At 69.6% G+C, this 23,162-nt stretch carries 16 protein-coding genes; 9 read left to right on the top strand and 7 right to left on the bottom strand.

Annotated elements, in window-relative coordinates; all coding sequences use genetic code 11:
* Positions 1-284: 284 nt before the first annotated feature.
* Together IFT82_RS05445 and IFT82_RS05440 are read right to left on the bottom strand one after the other, a co-directional pair.
* The gene (locus IFT82_RS05445) at positions 285-3,071 is read right to left on the bottom strand and encodes a M14 family metallopeptidase (RefSeq protein ID WP_244646531.1); all 2,787 of its coding nucleotides are present in this window, start codon (positions 3,069-3,071) and stop codon (positions 285-287) included.
* An 89-nt stretch (positions 3,072-3,160) separates the two neighbouring features.
* Entirely contained in the window at positions 3,161-4,522 is a 1,362-nt protein-coding gene (locus tag IFT82_RS05440) for a 2OG-Fe(II) oxygenase family protein (RefSeq protein ID WP_192125293.1), read from the bottom strand.
* Between the two features lie 27 nt (positions 4,523-4,549).
* Here IFT82_RS05440 and IFT82_RS05435 point away from each other — a divergent pair, with 27 nt between their 5' ends.
* Entirely contained in the window at positions 4,550-5,224 is a 675-nt protein-coding gene (locus tag IFT82_RS05435) for a DsbA family protein (protein WP_192125291.1), read from the top strand.
* 211 nt (positions 5,225-5,435) lie between these two features.
* Here the strand turns inward: IFT82_RS05435 and IFT82_RS05430 are convergent, their stop codons facing one another.
* Positions 5,436-6,482 carry a DUF4861 family protein gene (locus tag IFT82_RS05430; RefSeq protein ID WP_244646530.1) on the bottom strand — a complete coding sequence of 349 codons (1,047 nt, stop codon included), beginning with the start codon at positions 6,480-6,482 and terminating at the stop codon, positions 5,436-5,438.
* Positions 6,483-6,560: 78 nt separating this feature from the next.
* On the opposite strand from IFT82_RS05430, the gene IFT82_RS05425 reads away from it, so the two are divergent.
* The 3 genes from IFT82_RS05425 (at position 6,561) to IFT82_RS05415 (ending at position 9,888) form a co-directional block, all read left to right on the top strand.
* The gene (locus IFT82_RS05425; protein ID WP_199860346.1) at positions 6,561-7,268 is read left to right on the top strand and encodes a FadR/GntR family transcriptional regulator; all 708 of its coding nucleotides are present in this window, start codon (positions 6,561-6,563) and stop codon (positions 7,266-7,268) included.
* A gap of 71 nt (positions 7,269-7,339) precedes the next feature.
* On the top strand, positions 7,340-8,710 hold the full coding sequence (locus IFT82_RS05420; protein ID WP_192125287.1) for an MFS transporter: 1,371 nt from the start codon (positions 7,340-7,342) through the stop codon (positions 8,708-8,710).
* Positions 8,710-9,888: a glycoside hydrolase family 88/105 protein gene (locus IFT82_RS05415; RefSeq protein WP_192125284.1), complete on the top strand. Its 1,179-nt coding sequence runs from the start codon at positions 8,710-8,712 to the stop codon at positions 9,886-9,888. The genes IFT82_RS05420 and IFT82_RS05415 overlap by 1 nt, the downstream gene beginning before the upstream one ends.
* A gap of 37 nt (positions 9,889-9,925) precedes the next feature.
* On the opposite strand, the gene IFT82_RS05410 is transcribed toward IFT82_RS05415, so the two are convergent.
* Together IFT82_RS05410 and IFT82_RS05405 are read right to left on the bottom strand one after the other, a co-directional pair.
* The gene (locus IFT82_RS05410) at positions 9,926-10,459 is read right to left on the bottom strand and encodes a hypothetical protein (protein WP_192125282.1); all 534 of its coding nucleotides are present in this window, start codon (positions 10,457-10,459) and stop codon (positions 9,926-9,928) included.
* A 127-nt stretch (positions 10,460-10,586) separates the two neighbouring features.
* Positions 10,587-11,048: a hypothetical protein gene (locus IFT82_RS05405; RefSeq protein ID WP_192125281.1), complete on the bottom strand. Its 462-nt coding sequence runs from the start codon at positions 11,046-11,048 to the stop codon at positions 10,587-10,589.
* An 82-nt stretch (positions 11,049-11,130) separates the two neighbouring features.
* Between IFT82_RS05405 and IFT82_RS05400 the strand changes: the two genes are divergently transcribed.
* The 5 genes from IFT82_RS05400 to IFT82_RS05380 all read left to right on the top strand — a co-directional run bounded on the left by IFT82_RS05400 (position 11,131) and on the right by IFT82_RS05380 (position 19,771).
* Positions 11,131-12,789 (top strand): MFS transporter, encoded by a 1,659-nt coding sequence (locus IFT82_RS05400; RefSeq protein WP_192125279.1) that lies wholly within the window; start codon positions 11,131-11,133, stop codon positions 12,787-12,789.
* On the top strand, positions 12,786-13,973 hold the full coding sequence (locus tag IFT82_RS05395; RefSeq protein WP_192125277.1) for an HlyD family secretion protein: 1,188 nt from the start codon (positions 12,786-12,788) through the stop codon (positions 13,971-13,973). The genes IFT82_RS05400 and IFT82_RS05395 overlap by 4 nt, the downstream gene beginning before the upstream one ends.
* A 20-nt stretch (positions 13,974-13,993) precedes the next feature.
* Positions 13,994-15,355: an efflux transporter outer membrane subunit gene (locus IFT82_RS05390; RefSeq protein WP_192125498.1), complete on the top strand. Its 1,362-nt coding sequence runs from the start codon at positions 13,994-13,996 to the stop codon at positions 15,353-15,355.
* Positions 15,356-15,472: 117 nt separating this feature from the next.
* On the top strand, positions 15,473-18,412 hold the full coding sequence (locus IFT82_RS05385) for a TonB-dependent receptor (RefSeq protein ID WP_192125275.1): 2,940 nt from the start codon (positions 15,473-15,475) through the stop codon (positions 18,410-18,412).
* Positions 18,413-18,421: 9 nt separating this feature from the next.
* Positions 18,422-19,771 (top strand): BNR repeat-containing protein, encoded by a 1,350-nt coding sequence (locus IFT82_RS05380; RefSeq protein ID WP_192125273.1) that lies wholly within the window; start codon positions 18,422-18,424, stop codon positions 19,769-19,771.
* Positions 19,772-19,875: 104 nt separating this feature from the next.
* On the opposite strand, the gene IFT82_RS05375 is transcribed toward IFT82_RS05380, so the two are convergent.
* Together IFT82_RS05375 and IFT82_RS05370 are read right to left on the bottom strand one after the other, a co-directional pair.
* Complete coding sequence (locus IFT82_RS05375) at positions 19,876-21,843, bottom strand: CocE/NonD family hydrolase (RefSeq protein ID WP_192125272.1); 1,968 nt, start codon at positions 21,841-21,843, stop codon at positions 19,876-19,878.
* Between the two features lie 61 nt (positions 21,844-21,904).
* Positions 21,905-22,912, bottom strand: a complete 1,008-nt coding sequence (locus IFT82_RS05370) for an alpha/beta hydrolase (RefSeq protein ID WP_192125271.1) — start codon at positions 22,910-22,912, stop codon at positions 21,905-21,907.
* Positions 22,913-23,162 lie beyond the last annotated feature (250 nt).

The following is a 23,162-nucleotide window of genomic DNA, read 5'->3' as shown; positions in this document are numbered from 1 at the left end:
GGCGCTACCTCACTCCACCGACAAGAAAAAGTTCCGGGGGATGCTTTTTCTGACGGCACCCGGGACATGAGACATCCAGCCACCCCGGCGGAGGCCGGGGTCCCGTTGGGTGAACGACCGTGATGACTCATGACGGCCTTCCCAACTGGACCCCGGCCTCCGCCGGGGGGCGCTGGAGGATGGCGACGCGGACCCTGTCCTGCCGTCATGGCGAGCGTAGCGACGCAATGACGGATAGGCGACGGATGGGTAGGTTCACGTCCTCCTGCTTCAGCCGCCTGCCGTCAGCGCGTCGCCGCGACGGCGGGGCCGTAGAGCAGGCCGTTGAACAGCAGCTTGAACGTCGCATAGGGCTGCGCGCGCTGCGTGACCTCCGGTCCCATTGCGAACAGCTTGCCGCGACCGAGATCGAGGTCGGCGACCGCGATCGTGCCCTGCAGTTTCTCCTGCCCGACCGCCCAGCCGCTGCGCAGCGGCCGGGGGTTGTCGAACCAGGCGACGCGGGCGCCCGCCCCGTCCGCCAGCCGGAAGGGCTGGCTGTCGTCGAAGAACATGTCGACCGTCGCGGTCATGCCGTAACCCAGCGGCTGGCGCGGATCGACGCTGGCCTGCACGATCGCGCCGGGGATGTAGAAGGTCTTGTTGTCGAGCGCCGCGAGCGTGCCGTCCGCCTTCTTCGTCACCAGCGCGGGTTGCAGCGATGGCGCGAGCAGGCTGGCCAGCCGGTTGGCGCTGCCCACCGTCAGCACGGTGCCGCCGCCTTCCGCGAACGCCTTCACCGCCGGCAGGGTGGTGTCGGTCGTCACCTCGCCCAGCCAGCTGCGATAGGCGGCCGGGATCGCCGCCGGCTTGGGCAGGTCGAACCGGTAGCCGCCGGGATAAGGGCCGCCGCGCACGGTCGGCACGGTGCCGTCGGCGAACAGCAGCGCATCGTATTTCGCGTTGAGATTGCCCGCGTCCAGTTCCTGCGGATAGACGACGGTGAACGGGAATTCGAACTGTTCGAGCAGGAAGCGCGTCCACCCCGCCGGCATCACGCCGCCATAGCGATCGACCAGCCCGATCCGCACCGGCTTCAGCGCCAACGTCGCGGTGGGCGCGCGGCCTTGCGCATAGGCGTCGATCCCCAGTTCGGCGACCGAACGGGACAGCACGGCTTGCGCGGCGGCGGACGCGGGTATCCAGATCGCGCCGGGCGCCAGCGTGCGGCCGCCGGCCTTCGTCTCCGCCTTCACCCATGCCACCGGCACCCCGGCCTTCAGCAGGCGGTTGGTCAGGATGAAGCCGTTGTTGGTCTCGTGCCCGACCAGCCAGCCGGCGCGGCCCGACCCGGTGATGCGGCCCGGCGCCGGTGCGATCAGGTCCGCCACGCGTTCGGTCGGCGCGGTGAAGCCATCCAGCACGCGGTCGAACCCGACCCCCATCTGATACGCCAGCGTATAGCCGGTGATGTCGTAGGGCGCCTTGGGCGGGCCGCCGGGATATTCCAGATCGTGGGGGTGATCCTGCGGCTCGAACATGTCGAGCACGTGCGGGCGATAGGCCTGGCCCGTCTTCACGACATAGGAGCCGGCCGGATAGCGCTTGCCCGCCACAGTGAACGCCGTCGTCGCCCGGTCGACATCGACGCCGTTCTTGATGAGGGTGTTGAGGAACGCGATCGTCGTCGGCAGGTCGCGCTGGTCGGCGGACAGGATATAGCCGCGCGGGTCGCGCTTCGCCGGATCCTGCAACACCGTTTTGTAGAGGTCGGGGGCGACCATGCCTTCGCGGGCGCGGCTGTTGGAGCCGACAAAGCCCTCGTCCGCCTTCTTCGCCTTGCCGGCTTCCTTCAGCGCGTCGACCTCGGCCGGGGTGGTGGTCCAGCTGTCGCGGTTGCCGCGCCGGATCGCCTGATCGCCCATCCGCCAGATGTTCAGCAGCAGGCGCTCACGATTGCGCGCGGCGTAATCCATCACTGCGCGGTCGAGCGACCATTGATATTCCAGACTGTCGCGCAAATGCCATTCGCGCGGGGAGATCGGCAGCGGTTCGTCGCTGCGCGCCAGTTGCGTGTCGGCGATCAGCGGAATCTTCTCAGGCGTCGGGCCGCCGATGATCTCGGTCAGCAGGCCGATCGAGTTGTGGAAATAGGCGATCGAGCGGACCATGCCGTTGTGCCAGGTCGAATAGGGCGCGGCGCTGCGCATCCCCGCCCCCGCCTTCTCCTCGGACACCAGCCGGCTGTGCATCGCCGCGCCGACCTCCTGCAATTCGGTCATCACGATCGGATTGTAGTTGTAGTTGAACGGGTCGCGGAACGGCGGCACGAACACGACCATGCCGGCGGGGCCGGTCTGGTGCTGGTTGAACACGATCTGCGGAAACCATTCGCGGAACAGCACGCGGTTGATCGCCGCCGTCTCCGGCATCTGCGCCATGAAGCTGTCGCGGTTGTTATCGTGGCCGACATATTTCTGGTACAGACGCGGGATGGTGCGGAATTCGCGGTCCTTGGGGTCCTTGTTCCGCATGTACCAGTCGGCCACCAGTTGCAGACCATCGGGATTGTCGTGCGCGAACAGCACGATCGTCTCGTCCAATATCCGCATCGTTTCCGCATCGGTGCCGGTCAGCATCCGGTAGAGGACGTGGATCTGGCTCTGCGTCGTCACCGTCTCGGTCGCGTGCAGCCCGGCATCGATCCAGACCACCGCCTTGCCCTCCGCCGCCAGCGCCTTCGCCTGCGCCTCGGTCACGCCGTCCGCCTTGGCGAGGCGGCGGGCGATGTCGCGGTAACGGTCGAGCCTGGCGAGATTGGCGGGGGTGGAGACGATCGCCATCCACATCGTCCGCCCTTCGGCCGACTTGCCGATATCGACCAGCTTCATCCGGTCCGACTGCGACGCCAGCTGCTTCAGATACGCCTCATAGGCATCGTAATTGGCGAGATAGTAATCGCTGCCCGGCTCGGTCGGGAAGCCTTGCGAGGGCGCGGTCACGCCCGCCACCGGCGGGGTGATGACCTGCGCCGGCAACGCGCCCGCGGTCGCCAGCATCGCCGTGCCCGTCAAGAAACCGATCGTCTTCATCTCGCCATCCCCCATCATCCGTACCGGACATCGCGCCCCTGTGTGCAATGACGCGGGGGATGCGCGCAACCGCACGTCATCCCTCGAAATTATTCCGCCGGCAGCAGATCGAACGCCACCGTCAGCCGCGCCGCATCGCCCGTGAACGGTTCGGTGCCGTGCCACAGCCAGGACGGGAACAGCACCAGTTGCCCCGGCCGGGGCCGGATGTGGCGAAGGGGCCCGAGCGTGGGCCGGGTCGGCACGCCGGGACGCCCCAGCGCCAGCCACCCCGCCGGCTCGCTCGCCACCGCATCGGGCAGATCGACATAGAAGGCGGAGGACAGCCAGCCGCGCGGATGGACATGATCGCTGTGGAAGCCGCCGGGCGTCAGCCGCACCGACCATGCGCCCGCGAAGCGGTAATCGCCGGACAGGCGCCGCCGCACCGGATCGTCGCCCGCCCCCAGCGCGGCGAGATGCGCGGCGATCGGCGCGTCGAGCGCGGCGAACAGCGCGCGCAGCACCGGCACGTCGAGCCGGGCGAGATCCTCCTGCGTCTGGCTGCCGTGGCGGACCGACTGTTCCAGCGGATGCGTGCGCCAGCGATGCCGCGTCGCCAGATCGGCGGCGAGATCGGCGAGGAAGGCGGGCAGGTCCGGCCAGCCCGGCGGGGTCGGGATCGTCGCGGCGGACACCAGGGCGGGGTCCTCGCACCAGGCGGCATGGCGCGGATCGCCGGTCAGCCGCCACGCGGTGCAGGCCAGCGCGATCGCGCCCTGATCGTCGGGTATGGCCGCGATCAGCCGCTCGGCCAGCGCCGCCGCCTCGCCCGCGCGGCCGGTGTGGAGCAGCGCCTCGACCGCCGCCTTCGCCGCTTCGGCCGATCCCGGCGCCAGCGACAGCGCGGCGGTGGCATGGGCCAGTTGCGCGGGCGCATCCCCCTGCCGCCCGCAGGCCGCCGCCGCCATCAGCCGCAGCGCCGGATCGCCGGGTCGCGCCGCCACCGCCCGCGCCAGCAGCGTCGCGGCGGCGGCCCCCTCCCCCGCCTCGGTCAGGACGGTAGCGTGGACGCGGATCAGGTCCGTCGTCGCAGGCGCCGCCGCGAGCGCGGCCAGCGCATGGCGCATGTCGGCGGTGCGCATCCAGCGCAGTTGCGCCAGATCGCGGTGCGCGACCGCATAGTCCGGCCGTCGCGCGATCGCGGTCGCCAGCGCCGCCTCCGCCTCGTCGAGCCGGGCGAGCCCCTGCAACGCGCGGCCGCGCACCAGCCATGTCTCCGCCGCATCGCCGCCCTTGGCCAGCGCCCGCGCGGTCGCCGCCTCCGCCCCGGCGAAATCCCCCAGATCGCCGAGGGCGGAGGCGAGGTTGTGTTCCGCCACCGCGCTGTCCGGACGCGCCGCCACCCCGACCCGCGCCCGTGCCAGACGTTCCTGATCGGCCGCCGTCGCCGTTTCCGTCCCTTGCCGCATCGATCCCCGCCCGATAGCCCCTGCGCCATGGATAGCCCGGCACAGCGCGACCGCAACCGTCCGGGTGGGGCGCCGCGCGGCCGGCTGGTGATCGCGCTGCTGGCGGTGATCCTGCTCGGCTGGATGACCGGGCGGCTGATCCAGCGCGCCGCGCCGATCGGGCGCGATGTCGGCGGCGATCCGGCGGCGCAGGCGATCCTGCGCGACCGCGACGCGCCGATGCAGGACGTGCCGGGGGCGACGCTGACGATGGTGGTCTTCACCGATTACCAATGCCCCGCCTGCCGCGCCGCGCACCCCGCGATGACCGCCGCCGTCGCCGCCGACGGGCATGTTCGCGTCGTCTGGCGCGACTGGCCGATCTTCGGCCCCCGGTCCGAACGGGCGGCGCGGGTGGCGATCGCGACGGCGCGGCAGAGCCTCTATCCCGCCGTCCACGATGCGCTGATGACCGGGGCGGTGCCCGTGGACGATGCGGTGCTGCGCGCGGCGGTGGCGCGGGCGGGGGGCGACTGGGCGCGGGTGACCGCCGATCTGCGCAACCATGACGGCGCGATCACGGCGCAGCTGATCCGCAATCAGGCGGATGCCCGCCGGCTGGGCCTGCCGGGCACCCCCGGCTATCTGATCGGCCCGCGGCTGGTGACGGGCGCGATTGACGCGGCGACTTTTCGCGCGGCGTTCGCGGCGGCGCGAGGGTGAGAGAAATTGGAAGAAGAATTTGGTTCGCGCAGAGGCGCGGAGGACGCAGAGGTGTTCCGCTCCAAGTCCAATCGGAAGACCGATCAGCAGCCGACATGATTGCTCGGGTCGTGGAGGGACAGATCGGTTGCCTCGAATGGGGCCCTCCGCGTCCTCTGCGCCTCTGCGCCTCTGCGCGAACCCAATCCCCTTCACGGCATTTCAGGGATCGTCACTTCCCCGGTACGGTGAAATCCAGCTTTTCGCCGGCCGCATACCGGTCCCAGTCGGCGCGGCTGCGGATGTCGCCGACACCCCGACTCCACGCCGCGCCGGTGTAATAGACGAAGGGCTTGCCCGGCATCACGCGCAGGATGACCAGATGATTGTCGGCATCGTCGCGCACCTCGGCGATCATCGCCGGATCGACGCGGATCGCGATCCCCATCGCGCCGTGCCCCGGATCGTCCGGCCCCCAGAACGACAGCAGCCCGCGCGCCCGGTCGACGGTCAGCTTGCCGCCGTCCCCGGTCGCGCGCTTGCCGATGCCGATGCCGACCATCAGCGGTTCCGGCCGGTCCGACCGCAGCGTCGACACCTGCCGCGTGAACGCGGTGCCGAGCGGCAGGGTGAAGCGTCGCGTCTCCCACACCTTGCGGCCGACATCGACCGGCCATGGCGCGTAATCCACCTCGAAATCGGCGGCGTCGGGGCCGTTCCTCAGGATGCGGTGCGCGGCGAAGTTGCGCGAGGTCCACAGCTTGTTGTCGTGCCAGATGCCGAGGCCCCCGGCCCCGCGCGCGCTGCCGACATTGTAGAAATCCAGCCCTTCGCCGTGAAAGCCATGCTGGTCGCCGGTGCGCAGCTGCCGGTCCATGAACGGCCACGCCACGTTCTTGCCCCATGCATCGAGGCCCGACCCCGATGGCGGCTCGGCCGCCTCCAGCGCGTGGCCGTAGATGCGGTGGGCGGTGCGATCATTCTCCCACAACAGGTCGTCGTAGCGGTAATCGGCGAGCATCACCGTCGCGCGCGGGGTGCGTGCGGCCCCGGTGGGGGCGGGCAGCGTCTTTGTCGCCGGTGCCTGCGGTTGCTGCTGCTGCTGCTGCTGCTGCTGCCGGGCCATCGCGCCCGTCGCCAGCAGGGTCAGGCCGGCGATCGCCATGCCGTGCCGCCGCCACGATCCCGTCATCGGTGCCATTGTCGCCTTTCCTCCACTCGCCGTCCGGATCGTCGTGCCGGGATCGACCTTGCCATCGAACGATGCTAGATTCATCATACAAGAGCCGCGCCGCCATACAAGGTACGCGGATCGGACGATCGGGGGAGAGCGCAAGTGGTGGAGCGGACGACATCGTTGACCGACGATCTGTTCGTGAAGCTGGAGGCGCGCATCCGGTCGGGCGCGATGCCCCCCGGCTCACGCTTCCCGACCCAGAAGGACATCTGCGCGGCCGAAAGCGTCAGCCGCACCGTGGTGCGCGAGGCGGTGGCGCGGCTGGCGGCACAGGGGCTGACCACGTCGCGGCAGGGATCGGGCGTGTTCGTCGCCGAAACCGCCGCCTATCGCGCGTTCCAGGTGACGCGCGACGAACTGAGCGAGCTGGCCGACGTCATCAAGCTGCTGGAGATGCGGCTGGCGGTGGAGACGGAAATGGCCGCGCTGGCCGCCGCGCGCCGGACCACCGCCGATATCGGCCTGATCCGCGAGGCGTTGCAGGAGATGGCCGATGTCAGCCACGATCCCGCCGCCGCCGCCCGGGCCGACATCGCGTTCCATCTGGCGATCGCCCGCGCGACGCAGAACGATTATTATGTGCGGCTGATCGACTTCCTCGGCCTGCGCCTCGTGCCGCCGCGCAGCCTGTATCTGGAGGGGCAGTCGGACGCGGCGCATGCCGCCTATGCCGCGCTGGTCCGCGCCGAACATGATGCCATTCTGGAGGCGATCGTGCGGATGGACCCGGAACGCGCCCGCGCCGCCGCGCGCCGGCACATGCAGGAAAGCCTGAGCCGCCATACCGAATTGAGCGAAACCAGAAGGTTGCGCGAAAAGGCCGGTTGACGCCCCCGATATTGATATGACAACATTACGGTGATGCGGCGTCAGCCCGCCGAACGCCGACGGAGGATGCCATGCAAGGACACCGGGACCCACCGGCCATCCCGGGGGCCGCCCCGGCGGCCACGCCAGCGGCTAACCCGGCCGATACCACCATCGCCGGCGCCGCGCGCCGGGCGGGATCGTATCGCTGGGTGATCTGCGGCCTGTTGTTCGCGGCGACCGCGATCAATTACATCGACCGCCAGATGATCGGCGTGCTGAAACCGTCGTTGCAGGCCGATCTGGGCTGGAAGGAAAGCCAGTATGCCGACATCGTCTTCTGGTTCCAGGCCGCCTATGCGATCGGGTTCCTGACGGTCGGCCGGTTCATCGACGTGGCGGGCGCGCGGGTCGGCTATGCGGTCGCCTTCACCTTCTGGACGCTGGCGCACATGGCGCACGGCTTCGTCGGCAGCATCACCCAGTTCGCGATGGTCCGCTTCGCGCTGGGGCTGGGCGAATCCGGCAATTTCCCCGCCGGGCTGAAGGTGGTGAGCGACTGGTTCCCGCAGCGCGAGCGCGCCTTCGCGGTCGGGCTGTTCAACGCGGGCGCCAATGTCGGCGCGATCGTGACACCGCTGCTCGTCCCCGCCATCGCGCTCGCCTATGGCTGGCGGATGGCGTTCATCGCGACGGGCGCGTTCAGCGTCGTCTGGCTGATCGCGTGGCTCGCCCTCTATCGCCGGCCCGAGGAGCACAAGCGCGTCTCGGCGGAGGAGCTGGCGCTGATCCGCAGCGATCCGGTGGTACCGACCGGCGTCATCCCGTGGCGCCGGCTGTTCTCGGTGCGCGAGACCTGGGCCTATGCGATCCCCAAGTTCCTGACCGATCCGATCTGGTGGATGTTCCTGTTCTGGCTGCCCGATTTCCTCGGCAAGCGATATGGGCTGGACCTCAAGAGCTTCGGGCCGCCGCTGGTGGTGATCTACGTCATCTCCGATCTGGGCAGCGTGATCGGCGGGTGGGTATCGTCGCGGATGATGCGCGCCGGCCGCTCCGCCAACGCCGCGCGCAAGCTGACGATGCTGGGCTGCGCGTTCCTGATCCTGCCGATCGTGACGGTGCAGTATATCGACAATCTGTGGGTCGCGGTGCTGCTGATCGGGCTGGCGACCGCGGGGCATCAGGCGTTCTCCGCCAACCTGCTGACGTTGCCGTCCGACCTGTTCCCGCGCGCGGCGGTGGGATCGGTGGTCGGCATCGGCGGCACCGCCGGGGCGATCGGCGGGATGCTGATCGCCAAGTTCGTCGGTTACGTCCTCGACCTGTCGGGCAGCTATGCGCCGATCTTCGCGGTCGCGGGCGGCGCCTATTTCGTGGCGCTGGTGGCGCTGCACCTGCTTAGCCCGCGCCTGACGCCGACGCGCGCCGGGCTGGACACTTCCCTGCCGGAGACCGTGTGATGATCGTCCGTTCCCTTGCCGCGCTGGCGGCCGCGCAGTTGCTGGCCGCGCCCCTCGCCGCGCAGACCCCGCCCGCCGCGACCGCCGCGACCACCAGTCCGCAGGCCGCGATCGACGCGGCCACCGCGCTCGCCCGCTGGCAACTGGCGCGGATGACCGACACCGCCACCGTGTCGCGCGCAACCAGCGAGACGCGCAACCCGCGGGCCTGGGAACAGGGCGTGTTCTGGGCGGCGATGACCGTGCTGGCCGATGCCGGCGGCCGATACCGCGTCGGGCCGGAGATCAAGCAGGCGATCCTGGCGATGGGCCGCGCCAACCGGTGGCAACCGGGGGCCAAGCCCTATTTCGCCGACGATCACGTCATCACCCAGGCCTATCTGTGGTCCGCGCGCAACGGCGCCGGCGCGGCGGCGCTGGCCCCGGCCAAGGCGACGTTCGACCGGGTGGTGAACGATCCGGCGGTCACCACGCTCGCCTTCGTCGTGCCCCCCGCCGGTTACGGCGCGACCGAGTGCCTGACGCGGTGGTGCTGGTGCGACGCGCTGTTCATGGCGCCGCCCGCGCTGGTCGAGCTGTCGCGCCAGACCGGCGACCCCCGCTACCGCGACTTCGCCCTGCGCGAATTCTGGGCGACGACCGACTTCCTGCTCGATCCGGTCGAACAGCTCTATTACCGCGACAGCCGCTTCTTCGACCGCCGCGACGACCGGCAGCGCAAGCAGTTCTGGAGCCGGGGCAATGGCTGGGTCTTCGGCGGCATGGCCCGCATCATCCCGATGCTGCCCAAGGGCAGCGCCGACCGGGTGCGGATGGAGGCGCTGTTCGTGCGCATGGCCGACAAGCTGGCCGGATTGCAGAAGCCGGACGGCTATTGGGCGCCGTCGCTGCTGGCCCCCGAGAACGCGCCGCCGGAATCGAGCGGCACCGGCTTCTACACCTATGGCATGGCATGGGGGATCAAGGCGGGCCTGCTGCCCCGCGCCCGCTATGAACCCGTCGCGCGCAAGGGCTGGGCGGCGCTGACCCGCGCGATCCAGCCCGATGGCCGGCTCGGCTGGGTGCAGCAGGTGAGCGACCGCCCGGAAAAGGTCGAGGCGGGCGACACGCAATATTACGGCGTCGGCGCGTTCCTGATGGCGGCCACCGCGATCGCCGATCTGGGGCCGGCGCGCTGACCGTCCGGCGCGGCGTTTCCCGGCCGGAGCCGCCGCGTCACCGGAAGATCAGCCAGCCGATCAGCAGCATCAGCGCCATCGCGCCCCAGCCGCCGTCGGTCCGCATCAGATAGGCGGTGCCGAGCACGCCGATCCCCGCCAGCGCGCCCGCCACCACCTGTCGCGCCGCGATGCGTTCCAGCACGACGAAGCCGCCGACGATGTTGGCCGCCCCGTTCAGCGCGATCCACAGATAGGACGGGAACATCCCGATCGATCCCCATAGCGGCAGCTTGATCGTCGCGAAGCCGCGCATCGTCCTGGGAAACAGATCCGCGGCCAGGTGCAGCCCGATCCCGAAGCCCAGACCGGCCGCCACCGCCCCGGTCCGCGGATCGAGCAGCGCCACGAGCAACGGCAGGATGCTGTGGAGCAGCGCGCTGCGATGGCCCAGCCGCAACGGCGCATCCAGATCGGGCAGCCGCGTCCCCGCCGCCGTCGCCAGCACGACGGTGGCGACGATGATCCACGACCCGGTTCCCGCGGTGAACGCCAGGATCACCGCGAGGAGAAGGAACAGGGATGCCGCCATCCCCCGCCGTTAATCATCTGTACCCGTTATGTCCAACGGGGATGGATGCAAATATACGGGCAAGCCCATGGATTCGGGCCGATTCCGAAGCACACCCGCGATCGCCTGCGCGAGATGCGCCGACCCGTCATTTCGGCGCGCCGCCCCCTCGGGCGTGGGCCAGCTTGAGGTAGCGTGGCGCCAGCGGGCCGGTGCGGCGGCTGGCGCCCGGGGGCAGGCCGCCGATCCCCCGCCCGCCATTCCCGTCGATCGCCAGCGTCCAGCAAGCATCGCTTTCGAACCGGAACCGAAGCGTATCGATCGACCGCTCGACCGGGCGGAACGCACCGGTGGCATAGGGCGCGCCGATCGTGATGTGGTCCAGCACGCGATCGTCGCGGAGCAGGACGAGGTGCAACTGCTCCTCGTAAGGCGTATCCTCGTCCAGCACGAGCAGCGTGTCGGTGCCGGACACGGCATATTGCGCAAGAAGGCAGGCGGCATCGAGGACGACCGGTTCGCCCCCGCCCCCATACATGCGACGGAGGACGATGCGGGGCGTCGGCGCGTGCCGATGCTCGACGGCGTGATAGCGATCGGTCGGCGTCATCCCGGAAGGCTATGGATGCCGCATGGCCTGGTCAAACCGCACCCCGCTTCCCGTGCCCGTCATCCGGGTCTAAGCGACGGATATGTATAGCCGCCTGCGTCGATTCCTGTCGGAGGAACGGTGGGACTTCGCCCCCCATGAGGTGCCGGTCATGCCGGGATCGCCGGGGTCGCCGGACCATCCGCACCCGCGCCGGGTCGCCTATGGGCTGATCTCGGTGCTGCTCGGCCTGACCGCGGGGTTCGGCAACGCGCTGATCTCCGCCAACACCTATACGTTGCAGGGCGCGCTGGGGCTCGATCCGGCGCAGATCGCGTGGTTGCCGACGGTCTATGTGATGACCAACGTGTCGATCAACCTCATCATGATCAAGTTCCGGCAGCAGTTCGGCCTGCGCCCGTTCGCGATGATCTTCCTGTTCGTCTATGCGGTGCTGACGCTCGCGCATCTGTTCGTCCACGGTTTCGCCTCCGCGATCGCGGTGCGCGCCGCCAGCGGCATGGCGGGCGCGGCGGTATCCAGCCTCGCGCTGTATTACATGATGCAGGCGCTGCCCGCGAAATGGCGGCTGAAGGCGGTGGTGCTGGGGATCGGCGTGCCGCAATGCGCGACGCCGCTGGCGCGGCTGTTCTCGCCCGAACTGCTGTCGATGTCGCAGTGGCGGACGCTGTACCTGTTCGAACTGGGGCTGGCGCTGTGCAGCCTGGCGGCGGTCGCGTGGCTGCGCCTGCCGCCGACCAACCGGCAAAAGGCGTTCGAGCCGCTCGATTTCGTCACCTTCACGCTGTTCGCCGGCGCGACCGCGCTGTTCGCCGCGGTGCTGGGGCTGGGGCGGATCGTGTGGTGGACGCAGGCGCCGTGGATCGGCTGGGCGCTGATCGCGGCGATCCCGATGCTGGCGGCGGCGCTGCTGATCGAGCATCACCGCGTCAACCCGCTGCTCAACACCCGCTGGCTGGGCAGCGCCGACATCGTCCGCTTCACGATCGTCACGATCATGGCGCGCATCGTGCTGTCGGAACAGACGTTCGCGGCGGTCGGGCTGCTGACGGTGCTGGGCCAGAACAACGACCAGCTGGTGCCGTTCTTCTCGATCATCTTCGTCGCCTCCGTGGTCGGCGTGGTGGCGAGCGCGGTGCTGCTGAACGTGCAGAAGCTGGCGCATCCGGTGATGCTGGCGATCGGGATCGTCGCGATCGCCGCCTTCGCCGATTCCCATTCCACCAGCCTGACCCGCGCGCCCCAGCTATATGTGACGCAGGCGCTGATCGCGTTTTCGGCGACGTTCTTCCTGGGGCCGTCGCTGCTGTTCGGGATGACGCGGGCGTTGCAGGCAGGCACCGGCCACATCATCAGCTTCATCGCGCTGTTCGGGATCATCAACGGCATCGGCGGGCTGGGCGGCACCGCGCTGCTCGGCACGTACCAGACGATCCGGGAGAAGGCGAACAGCGCCGCGATCGTCGAGCAGATCAGCGCCACCGATCCGATCGTCGCGCAGCGCATCCAGGCGGGCGGCGTGGCGGTGGCGCGGGTCGTCGGCGACCCCGCGCTGCGATCGGCGGAAGGCGCGGCGATCCTGTCGCAGACCGCCACGCGTGAGGCGAACATCCTCGCCTATGCCGATGTGTTCCGGCTGGTCGCGGTGCTGGCGGCGGCGACGTTCGGCTATCTGTTTTTCCTGCTCGCACGACGGGACTGGCGCGAACGGCGGGCGAAGACCATCTCGGGGACAGCATGACCGACACGCGTATTCCCGTATCACCTGGCCCGATCACCGAGGAACGGGCGGCCGAGGCGCCCCCCGCCGCCCCGGTCGCCCCGGTCGCCCCGGCGGCGCCATCAGCCGGGCCGCCCGCCGGATCGGGCTGGCGGCCCGGCCGGCCGAGCGCAACCGCGCTGGTGGTGATCCTGCTGGTCGCGGTGGCGGGCATCCTCGCGGTGCTGGCGGCGTGGCGGCTGCCGCCGTTCGTCACGCCCTATGAATCGACCGACAACGCCTATGTCCGCGGGCGCACCACCGTCATCAGCCCGCAGGTGTCGGGTTATGTCACCGCCGTGCTGGTCCGCGATTTCGCCGATGTGAAGGCGGGCGAGCCGCTGGTCCGGATCGACGACCGCATCTATCGCCAGCGGGTGGAACAGGCGCAGGCGCAGGTCGATGCGCAGGGGGCGACGCTGGCCAACGCCGCGCAGTCCGAACGCAGCCGCGAAGCCAGCCTCGCCGCGCAGGATGCCGCGGTCGCCAATGCCGCGGCGCAGTTGATGCGCGCGCAGGCGGACATGAACCGGGTCAACGACCTCGTCACCGACGGTTCGGTGTCGTTGCGCGAACGCGACCAGACGCTGGCGGCGCTGCGGCAGGCACAGGCCGGGGTGCGGCAGGCGAACGCCGCGCGCGAGATCGCCCGACAGGACGTGCGCACCGTGATCGTCGGGCGCGGCGGACAGGTGGCGGGCGTATCGGGGGCGGAAGCGGCACGGCGGCTGGCGCAGATCGACCTTGCCAACACGCTGATCCGCGCGCCGGAATCGGGACGACTGAGCGAAGTGGGCGTGCGGCTGGGCCAATATGTCACCGCCGGATCGCAACTGATGTTCCTCGTGCCCCCCGAAACCTGGGTGATCGCCAATTTCAAGGAGGCGCAGACCGCGCGGATGGCGGTGGGCCAGCCCGCCAGCTTCACCGTCGACGGCTTGGCCGATGCGCGGCTGACCGGGCGGGTCGAGCGGATCTCGCCCGCCGCCGGATCGGAGTTCGCGGTGCTGAAGGCGGATAACGCCACCGGCAATTTCACCAAGGTGCCGCAGCGGATCGCGGTGCGCATCCGGATCGATCCCGGCCAGCGGCTGATCGACCGGTTGCGGCCGGGCATGTCGGTGCAGGCGCGGGTCGACACGTCCGGGGGCCCGGGCGTCCGGTGAGATACGCTGCCGTCCTGTTGATGACCGCCGCGCTGGCGGGCTGTATCGGTCCGCGCCCCGCCCCGCCGGCGGGCGTGGCGGTGGTGCCGCCGCCGGCATGGCGCACCGCGCTCGGTCCCGGCGCGCCGATCCGCGCGGACTGGTGGAACGCGTTCGGCGATCCGGTGCTGGCCGGTCTGGTCGCCCGCGCGCTCGCCAACAGTCCCGATCTGGGCAGTGCGGCGGCGCGGGTGGAGGAGGCGCGCGCCGCCGTCCGCCTCGCCCGCGCGCAACAGGCGCCGCTGGTCAGCGCGGGCGTACCGCTGACCGACGGGCAGACGGTCAGCCCGCTCGGCCGGCCCAGCGACGCGATCGGCGCGCAACCGCTGGTGCAGGCCAGCTACGATCTCGACCTGTTCGGGCGGCTGCGGCAGGCGAGCGCCGCCGCGCGCGCGCAGGCACTGGCGAGCGAGGGCGCGCGCGACACCGTGCGGCTCGCCATCGCCAGTGGCGTCGCGACGGGGTACATCACGCTGCGGTCGCTCGACCAACGGCTGCGCGTCGCGCGCGATACGCTGGCGGCGCGGGCGGAGGCGCTCAGGATCGCGCGGCGGCGCGCGACGACGGGCTATACCTCCAACCTGGAACTGCGGCAGGCGGAGGGGGAATATCACGCCGCCGAGCAACTGGTGCCGCAGGCGGAACTGCTGGTGACGCGGCAGGAGAACGCGCTGTCGGTGCTGATCGGCGACGCGCCGGGGCCGATCGCACGCGGCCTGCCGATCGACCGGCTGCTCGCCCCCGCGATCCCCGACGGTCTGCCCGCCGACCTGCTGCGCCGCCGGCCCGACCTGTTCCAGGCGGAACAGACATTGGTCTCCACCGATCGCAGCCTGGACAGCGCGCGCGCGGCGATGCTGCCGGGGGTGTCGCTGACCGGATCGGCGGGGGTGGTGCTGTCGACCGCGCTGGCGAACCCGATCGGCGTCTTCTCGGTCGGGGGCAGCATCCTGTCGCCGATCTTCGATGCGGGCCGCCTGCGCGCGCAGGCCGATGCCGCCGCCGCCCGCCGCGATGCCGCCGCCTTCGCCTATCGCCGCACCGCGCTGACCGCGTTCCGCGAGGTCGACGACAGTCTGGCCGGGGTGCTGCGATCGGGGCAGCAGGCCACCGCGCTCGCCGCGCAGCGCGCCGCGCTGGCCGGGGCGTTGCGCAACGCATCCAATCGCTACCGTGCGGGATATTCGTCATACATCGACCAGCTCGACGCGCAACGCGGGCTGCTGACCGCCGAGCTGACGCTGATCCAGGCGCAGGCCGACCGGCTGAACGCCTATGTCACGCTGTATCAGGCACTAGGCGGCGGCTGGTCGCGGGAGGATGTCGCCGTCACCACGCGGTAGGCAACCGTCCGACGACATACGATTGCGGCTTGCCTGGTTTCAACTCGTAGTACATGTTCCCGGATATCGGAACGAAGCCCCGAAGGGGATCGTGATGTCGACCAAGGGGGGATGACGATGAAGGGCAAGTTGTACGCCGTATTGATGGCAGGCGCGGCGATGGCGGCCGCCGCCCCGGCATCCGCACAGAGCCAGTCGACCGCGCCGGGCCTGCCCGCGACTTCGCAGACCGACCGGCCGCCGACGCCGGTAGCCGGCACCGATCCGCAGACCGATACCGCCCCGCCCGCCCAGACCGAGATCGGCGTTGCCGCGCAGGCGGCGGGCGACGGGCCAGGCAATGGGGCGGGCGATGCCGACATCGTCGTCACCGGCATCCGCGCCAGCTACGCCAACGCGCTGCAGGCCAAGCGCAACGCGGTGGGCGTGACCGACGGCATCTCGTCGGACGGGATCGGCCGTTTCCCCGACCTGAACGTGGGGGAGGCGTTGCAGCGCGTGCCCGGCGTGCAGATCAACCGCGAGGCGGAAAGCCGCGACGCGACGATCAACCTGCGCGGCCTGCCCGGCACCTATGCGCGCACCACGCTGAACGGCAGCACCTTCGCGGACCCCGTGCTCGATGGGTCGAGCCCGCTCGGCGCGTTCGAATCGGACGTGTTCAGCGCGTTCCAGATCATCAAGTCGCCCTCCGCCGCCGACCAGCCGGGCGGGATCAGCGGCAATGTCGACCTCCAGATCCAGCGTGCGCTCGCCCGCAAGGACGGCGCGCTGAGCGTGCGTTTGTCCGGCGCGTACGAGGAACTGACCGAAAAGTTCAATCCGCAGGGGTCGCTGTCCTATTCGAAGCATTTCCTGAACGACACGCTGGGGCTGTATGTCGTCGGCGCCTATTCGAAGCAGAATTTCCGCCGCGATTCGATCACCTTCGCGCAATATACGCCGCTGTCGCGGACGACGACGCCGGATTACGTCGCGCGCTTCGGCGGCACCGGCAGCGCCAACGTGCTGTTCCCGTCCGACATCCGCCAGTTCGTGAAGACCAACAAAGGCGACCGCTTCACCATCGCGTCGGGCGCGGAATGGGCGGCGACGGACGAACTGACCTTCGGGCTGAACGGCCTTTACACCCGCCGCGACTATAGCGACGCGAACACCGACATCATCGATTACGACATGCGCGACGCCAATACGGTGGTGAACCCGACCGGTGACGTCTTCACCCTGCCCGACGGCAACCGCTACATCGACCGCTACGACTATCGCAACGCGCGCGTCTTCGCCTCGACCCGGGCGGAGCCGTCGAAGATCAGGTCGTACGGCATCTACGGCGATATCGGGTACAAGAACGAGGAGTGGCGGTCGCTGACCACCTTCTCCTATTCCGATGCCAGCAACTCCGTCATCCAGACGCAGTTCGATTACCGCAAGCTGCCGAGCGCGGCGGGCAACGGCACCAGCGGCTCCGCCTATTCGGGCGGCACCAACATCGAGGATTTCCGCTTCCTGCTGAACCCCGCGTCCGCCGTCACCTTCACGCCGGGGCCGTTCGCGGTGCTCGACGCCAATCAGTTGCGCAACGCGTCGGGCGACGTGTTCATCGTCGCGGGCAGCGAGGGGATCGCGCAGAACAACCTCTATGCCGGGCAGAGCGACCTGGAGCGGTACATCAATGTCGGTCCGCTCAAGAGCATCCAGATCGGTGCGCGGTTCGAGAAGACCGAATTCGAATCGCAGCAGTTCCGCTCCACCGTGTTCGGGGTGCAGCAGCAGAACATCGCCCCCGGCCTGATCGTGCAGAGCCCTTTCGCGAACGACTTCTTCGGCGGCCAGATTCCCGGTTACAGCACCAACTGGCAGACGCTGGATTTCGCGGCGGTCGATGCCGCGCTGAAACCGGTGACGCTGGCACCGGGGCAGTCGCTGACCGCCAACGGCTTCGTCAACAACACCGCCGACGGCGGCGTCGGCTCGCTGAACTTCAAGCTCTCCAACGATATCGCCTCGGGTTATGCGATGGCGAAGCTGGATACGATGGTGGCGGGGATCAACGTGCGCAGCAACATCGGCCTGCGCTACGAATATACCCGCCAGCAGACCGAATCGACGCAGTTGCTGCTCGGCCAGCCGGCGCGGGTCGAGCGGACCAGCGATTACGGCGAATGGCTGCCGTCGGTGCTGATCGCCGCCGACCTGACCGACAAGCTGGTGCTGCGCGGCGCCTATTACCGGTCGTTCGTGCGGCCGCAGCCACGGCAGGTGTCGCCCTCCACCGTCATCAGCGGCGGCGGCACGCTGTTCAACGTCACGCTGGGCAATGTCGGCATCAAGCCGTTCAGCGCGGATTCGTTCGACGCGTCGGTGGAATTCTACAACCGGCCGGGCGGCGTCTTCTCCGCCGCCGCCTTCACCAAGCGCATCTCCGGCCTGATCGCGCCGATCACCGATCGCAGCCTGTTGTGCCCCGCCGATGGCGGCGGCTTCGGGCTGGGGCCGTTGCGCCTCGTCGGCGACAGTTGCCAGTCGACCACGCTCGTCTCGGCGGGACAGCCGGTGCAGGTCGTCGTCGGCGGCAACATCAACTCGCCCAACCCGATCACCGTCCGTGGCGTGGAACTGTCGGTGCAGCAGAATTTCGACTGGCTGCCGGGCTTCCTGTCCGGGCTGGGCGGGCAGGTGAACTATTCGTTCACCGACGTGAAGGGCCGCGCCTCGAACGGGACGGAGGCGATCCTGCCCGGCGTGTCGAAGCACGTCGTCAACGTGATCGGCTATTACGAGACCAAGCTGTTCGGCGTGCGCGGTACCTACAACTATCGCAGCCAATACGATCTGGCGGCGGGCGGCACCTTTGCCGGCGCGGCGCGGCAGGTGAAGGCGCGGGGCCAGCTCGATGCGTCCGCCTCGCTCAACATCACCGAGAACGTCTCGCTGACCGCCGACGCGTTCAACCTGACCAACGCCAAGCGGATCGAGTTCGAGAACAACGAACGCAAGCCCCGCCGTGCGGATTTCGACGGCCGCACCTATCAGATCGGCGTGCGCTTCGCGCTGTAAGGAAACCTCATGACCCTCCACCCCCTGCGCGCCGCGCTGCTCCTGTCGCTCGCCATTCCCGTCGCGGCGGGGGCGCAGCAACCGGCGCGGATGCCGGCGCCGACGGGGATGGCGGCAGCTGCAGCTACCCCCGAACTGTCGGCGATCGACCGGGTGTGGTCCGGGCACAGCGCCCGGTTCGCGCTGGCGGTGACGGCGGCGCGGATCACCGTCGCCTATTACGACGCCAACCGGCAGTTGACGGTGGCGTCGCGGCCGCGCGGACAGGCGGCGTGGGTGTATCACAAGCTGGACAGCTGGCTGGGCTGGGACAGCCACAATTACATCGCGATGGCGGTGGATGCGGACGGGCAGGTCCATGTCTCCGCCAACATGCACGGCGATCCGCTGGTCTATTACCGCACCACCGTGGCGGGCGACGTGCGCACGCTGGCGCGCCAGCCGGTGATGGTCGAGACGCGGGTGGAGGGGAAGATGACCTATCCGATCTTCCTGCGCGATGGTGCCGGTCGCCTCGTCTACAAATATCGCGACGGCAGCAGCGGCAACGGCAACGAAATCTACAACGTCTATGATCCCGCCACCAGGACGTGGCGGCATCTGTTGCAGGTGCCGCTGACCGATGGCGAGGGACAGCGGAACGCGTATTTCATGGGGCCGGTGCTGGGGCCGGACAAGTATTTCCACATCGCCTGGGTCTGGCGCGAGACGCCGATGGCGGAGACCAACCACGACCTGTCCTATGCGCGCAGCCGCGATCTGGTGCATTGGGAGACGGCGGCGGGCCGGCCGCTGACGCTGCCGATTACGCTGAAGACCGCCGAGATCGTCGATCCGGTGCCGATCGAGGGCGGGATGATCAACAACAACACCGTGATCGGCTTCGACCCCGCCGGGCGCGCGATGATTACCTTCCACAAGTTCGATGCCAAGGGGAACACGCAGATCTATGTCGCCCGCGCGGAGCCGAAGGGCTGGCGGATCGCGCAGGTCAGCGACTGGCAGGGGTTCCGCTGGGATTTCCGGGGCGGCGGCTCGCTGGAGAGCCGGTTGTTCGTGAAGGGGGCGGAGCCAATGGGGCAGAACCGCATCCGCGTCAGCGTGATCCGCGACGGCAAGCCGATCGATTTCCTGCTGGATGCCGCGACGCTGAAACGCGTGTCGGAGACGCCGGGCAGCCTGCTGGCGGAACGGCTGGCAGGCAGCATCGCGGTGCCGGCGGGGATGCAGATCAATACGGTCGAGGATGCGGGCGGATCGGGGATCGCGCTGGCCTGGGCCACCCTGCCGCCGCACCGCGACCTGCCGGGCGAGGATATTCCCGATCCTACCGTGCTGCGGCTGGTGATGCCGCGGTGACGGTCGGTATCGCACGACGCCTCCCCCATCGCCGTTCGGCCTGAGCGAAGTCGAAGGCCCTGCGTCCGGCGCAGTGCTTCGACTTCGCTCGGCACGAACGGGGGTTACCGCGCCGTCACCGCCGCCTGATCGACCGGCACCACCGGCAACCACACCCGGCTGGGCGTGGCGCCGCCGCGCTCGATCGTCACGGTCGCCTTTTTGTAATCCGTCTTCTTCGCGAGGAAGATGTTGGGGACGTAGGTCTGCGGATTGCGGTCGTAGAGCGGGAACTGGCTCGACTGCACCTGCACCATGATCCGGTGCCCCGGCTGGAAGACGTGGTTCACCGTCGGCAGCCGGAATTTATACTCCTGCACCTTGTTCGCCGGGATCGCCGACGGCTTGGCGAAGCTGTCGCGGTAACGGCCGCGGAAGATGTCCTGCGCGATCGCCAGCTGGTATCCGCCCATCTTCGGATCGGTCGCGTTTTCCGCCGGATAGACGTCGATCACCTTGACGATGAAGTCGCCGTCGGTGCCGGTGGTGCGCGCGAACAGATCGGCGATCGGCGCGCCCGACACGCGGACCGGCGCGGTGAGGGCCGGCGTGCTGTAGGTCATCACGTCGGTCCGCCCGTCGACGCCGCGCTGGTCGCTGACCAGCCAGTCGCCCCAGCGGCCGTCGCCGAAATTCACCGGGCGCGGCAGATGCGGCACCGGCCTGGCGGGGTCGGAGACGTAGCTGTCGCCGCCCGCCGCCACCTTGTCGAACCCCAGCCCGCCGTCCGCGCCCAGATAGATCGGCGTCAGCGGCGCGGCGCAGCCCTGCGCGCACGCCAGCGGCCATGACGTGAACCGGTCCCAATGGTTCTCGCCGGTGTTGTAGATCGCCGCCGCCGGCAGGTTGGCGGGCGCGCCGTCGCGCAGATACTGGTCGAACAGCGGCATCACCATCTGTTCGCGGAACTGCTGCGCGGTGTCGCCATTCCACTGGAACGGCCCGAGCGACCGCCCCTCGCGGTTGATCTGGCTGTGCCGCCACGGCCCCATGACGAGGAAGTTGTTACCCGTCTTGCCCTTGGCCTTCAGCGCCTCCCACGCGGTGATCGCGCCGTACATGTCCTCCTGATCCCACAGCCCCTGTTCCCAGATGGTGGGGACGTTCGACGGGTTGGCGGCGACCAGCTTGTCGAGCGCCTGCCCCTGCCAGAAGCCGTCATAGGCGGGGTGATTCACCATCCGCTGCCAATAGGGCAACTGGTCGTACCCCGATTTCTGCGCCCAGGCGCCGGCCGAGCCGACCTCCCGGAAATTCTCGTAATCGTCCCAGCCGCCGGTCGGCGGCGCGGCGCCCGCGCCCTTGTATCCGGTCTGCGCCCCCAGCCATGCGATGTTGGCGAGGCGGAACGCGCCGTAATGGAACCAGTCGTCGCCCATCCAGCCGTCGATCATCGGGCTTTCGGGCGCCGCCACCTTCAGCGCGGGATGCGGGTTCAGCAGCGCCATGACGACGGTGAAGCCCTCGTAGGACGACCCGATCATCCCGACCCGGCCGTTCGATTCGGGCAGGTTCGCCTTGTTCACCAGCCAGTCGATCGTGTCGTACGCGTCGGTGACGTGATCGACCTTGGTCTGGTTCAGCGGGCCGATCACCGGGCGGGTGACGACGTAATCCCCCTCCGACCCGTATTTGCCGCGAATGTCTTGATAGACGCGGATGTAGCCGCGCTTCACGAACATCTCGTCCGCCAGCGGCAGGGTGGCGAGCATCGACGAACTGTCGCTGCGGCTGGCGCGACCCTTGGCGTTGTAGGGGGTGCGGGTCAGCACGATGGGCGCATTGGTCGCCCCCTTCGGCACGACGATGACGGTGTAGAGCTTGGTGCCGTCGCGCATCGGCACCATCATCACGCGCTTGTCGTAATCGTTCTGCGTGGCGGGCGGCGTGAACTTGGCGGGCACGTCGCCACCGGCACCTTCGGCGCGGGCGGCGGCATCCTTGGGGGCCGGCCCCTGCTGGGCAAAGGCGGGGGCGAGGACGGGGGCGACGACCAGCGAAACGGCGGCGGCGCAGAGTAACGGCTTCATCATGCGGGCATGGCTTCCGGACGGAGACAGGATGGGCGCATCGTGGCGCGCCCGCGCCGCCGGATCAACCGACTCGTTGCGGCGCCGCCGCGCCCTGGCCCAACCCGTGCGTCCCCGCCCAGACCATGAACAGGTCGAGCCACCGCGACGCGGGCTTGCTGTCCGGCAGCGTCAGGCTGAAACCATGGCCGCCCTCGGCGAACAGATGCGTCTCCACCGGCACCTTCGCCGCCTTCAGCGCTGCCCGGAATTCCAGCGTGTTGCCGACATCGACGGCACCATCGTCCTCGGCATGGACCAGGAAACAGGGCGGGGTTCGCGCGCCGACGTTCAGCGCGGTGGAATGGGCGCGCTCCAGCGCGGGCGACGCATCCTTGCCGATCAGCAGCGCGCGCGATCCGCCATGCGCCATCGGCAGCGTCATCGACTGCACCGCATAGATCGGCGCCGCGATCGCCGGTCGCGCGTCCAGCCGGTCGGCCGCGCCGACGGGCGCATAGGTCGGGGCCGCGAACCGCGTGGCGAGATCGCCGCACAGATGCCCGCCCGCCGAAAAGCCCAGCACCCCGACCCGTTCCGGCCGGATGCCATAAGTGGCGGCGCGGGCGCGGATCAGCCGCATCGCCCGCTGCGCATCCGACAGCGCGACGTCCGGCCCCGCCGCCCAGCCGTCCCCCGGCAGGCGATAGAGCAGCACGAACACCGTCCACCCCTGCGCCGCCAGCCGCCGCGCGACCGCATGGCCCTCATGATCCATCGCGATCAGCGAATAACCACCGCCGGGGATCACCAGCAGCGCCGATCCGTTGGCGCGCGCCGGCCGGAACACCAGCAGCCGTGGCCGCACGATCCCCGTGACGGTGCGGTTGTGGTATCCCGGCTCGCGGCTCCGTTCCTCGACCTTCTCGACCGGCGGGGTGGCCGGCATCCCTGGCGCGGCACCGGGCCACAGCTCGATCGTCTCGACCGGGTCGGCGGGCGCGGCCCCGCCCCCGACCTTACCCTGCGCCAGCACCGGTGCGGCGAGACCGGCGGCAAGCGTGCCGAAAATGGCGTGACGGCGATCGATCATGGCGGGGATTCCGGCGGACGGGGACAGGGAAGGCGATGATTATCGCCGATAAACCAATCCGTCACCCCGGGCCTGTCCCGGGGGCCACCGTTCCCCTTGGTCGACATCTTTTGCTTTTGCGGCACCGTGGACCCCGGGACGGGCCCGGGGTGACGGATCGCGCATGGTATCGCGCCCTGCCCTTCCCGGTTGCACGACCGGACGGGCCGTGCGAACCATGGGGAATATTCATGCCTTTCAACGCCCCCGG

The sequence above is a fragment of the Sphingomonas sp. CFBP 8760 genome (assembly GCF_014841615.1).
In the GTDB taxonomy this organism is placed as follows: Bacteria; Pseudomonadota; Alphaproteobacteria; order Sphingomonadales; family Sphingomonadaceae; genus Sphingomonas.
The sequence above is the reverse complement of the archived record's forward strand: the minus strand, read 5'-3'. Positions and strand labels throughout refer to the sequence as shown.

Excerpts from the sequence above, each read along its gene's own strand:
- IFT82_RS05375 (WP_192125272.1), bottom strand. The coding sequence starts at position 21,843 with ATGATGAAGCCGTTACTCTGCGCCGCCGCCGTTTCGCTGGTCGTCGCC.
- IFT82_RS05435 (WP_192125291.1), top strand. The coding sequence starts at position 4,550 with ATGGATAGCCCGGCACAGCGCGACCGCAACCGTCCGGGTGGGGCGCCG.
- IFT82_RS05410 (WP_192125282.1), bottom strand. The coding sequence starts at position 10,459 with ATGGCGGCATCCCTGTTCCTTCTCCTCGCGGTGATCCTGGCGTTCACC.
- IFT82_RS05445 (WP_244646531.1), bottom strand. The coding sequence starts at position 3,071 with ATGAAGACGATCGGTTTCTTGACGGGCACGGCGATGCTGGCGACCGCG.
- IFT82_RS05440 (WP_192125293.1), bottom strand. The coding sequence starts at position 4,522 with ATGCGGCAAGGGACGGAAACGGCGACGGCGGCCGATCAGGAACGTCTG.
- IFT82_RS05385 (WP_192125275.1), top strand. The coding sequence starts at position 15,473 with ATGAAGGGCAAGTTGTACGCCGTATTGATGGCAGGCGCGGCGATGGCG.
- IFT82_RS05370 (WP_192125271.1), bottom strand. The coding sequence starts at position 22,912 with ATGATCGATCGCCGTCACGCCATTTTCGGCACGCTTGCCGCCGGTCTC.
- IFT82_RS05415 (WP_192125284.1), top strand. The coding sequence starts at position 8,710 with ATGATCGTCCGTTCCCTTGCCGCGCTGGCGGCCGCGCAGTTGCTGGCC.
- IFT82_RS05400 (WP_192125279.1), top strand. The coding sequence starts at position 11,131 with ATGTATAGCCGCCTGCGTCGATTCCTGTCGGAGGAACGGTGGGACTTC.
- IFT82_RS05420 (WP_192125287.1), top strand. The coding sequence starts at position 7,340 with ATGCAAGGACACCGGGACCCACCGGCCATCCCGGGGGCCGCCCCGGCG.
- IFT82_RS05430 (WP_244646530.1), bottom strand. The coding sequence starts at position 6,482 with ATGATGAATCTAGCATCGTTCGATGGCAAGGTCGATCCCGGCACGACG.
- IFT82_RS05405 (WP_192125281.1), bottom strand. The coding sequence starts at position 11,048 with ATGACGCCGACCGATCGCTATCACGCCGTCGAGCATCGGCACGCGCCG.
- IFT82_RS05395 (WP_192125277.1), top strand. The coding sequence starts at position 12,786 with ATGACCGACACGCGTATTCCCGTATCACCTGGCCCGATCACCGAGGAA.
- IFT82_RS05390 (WP_192125498.1), top strand. The coding sequence starts at position 13,994 with ATGACCGCCGCGCTGGCGGGCTGTATCGGTCCGCGCCCCGCCCCGCCG.
- IFT82_RS05380 (WP_192125273.1), top strand. The coding sequence starts at position 18,422 with ATGACCCTCCACCCCCTGCGCGCCGCGCTGCTCCTGTCGCTCGCCATT.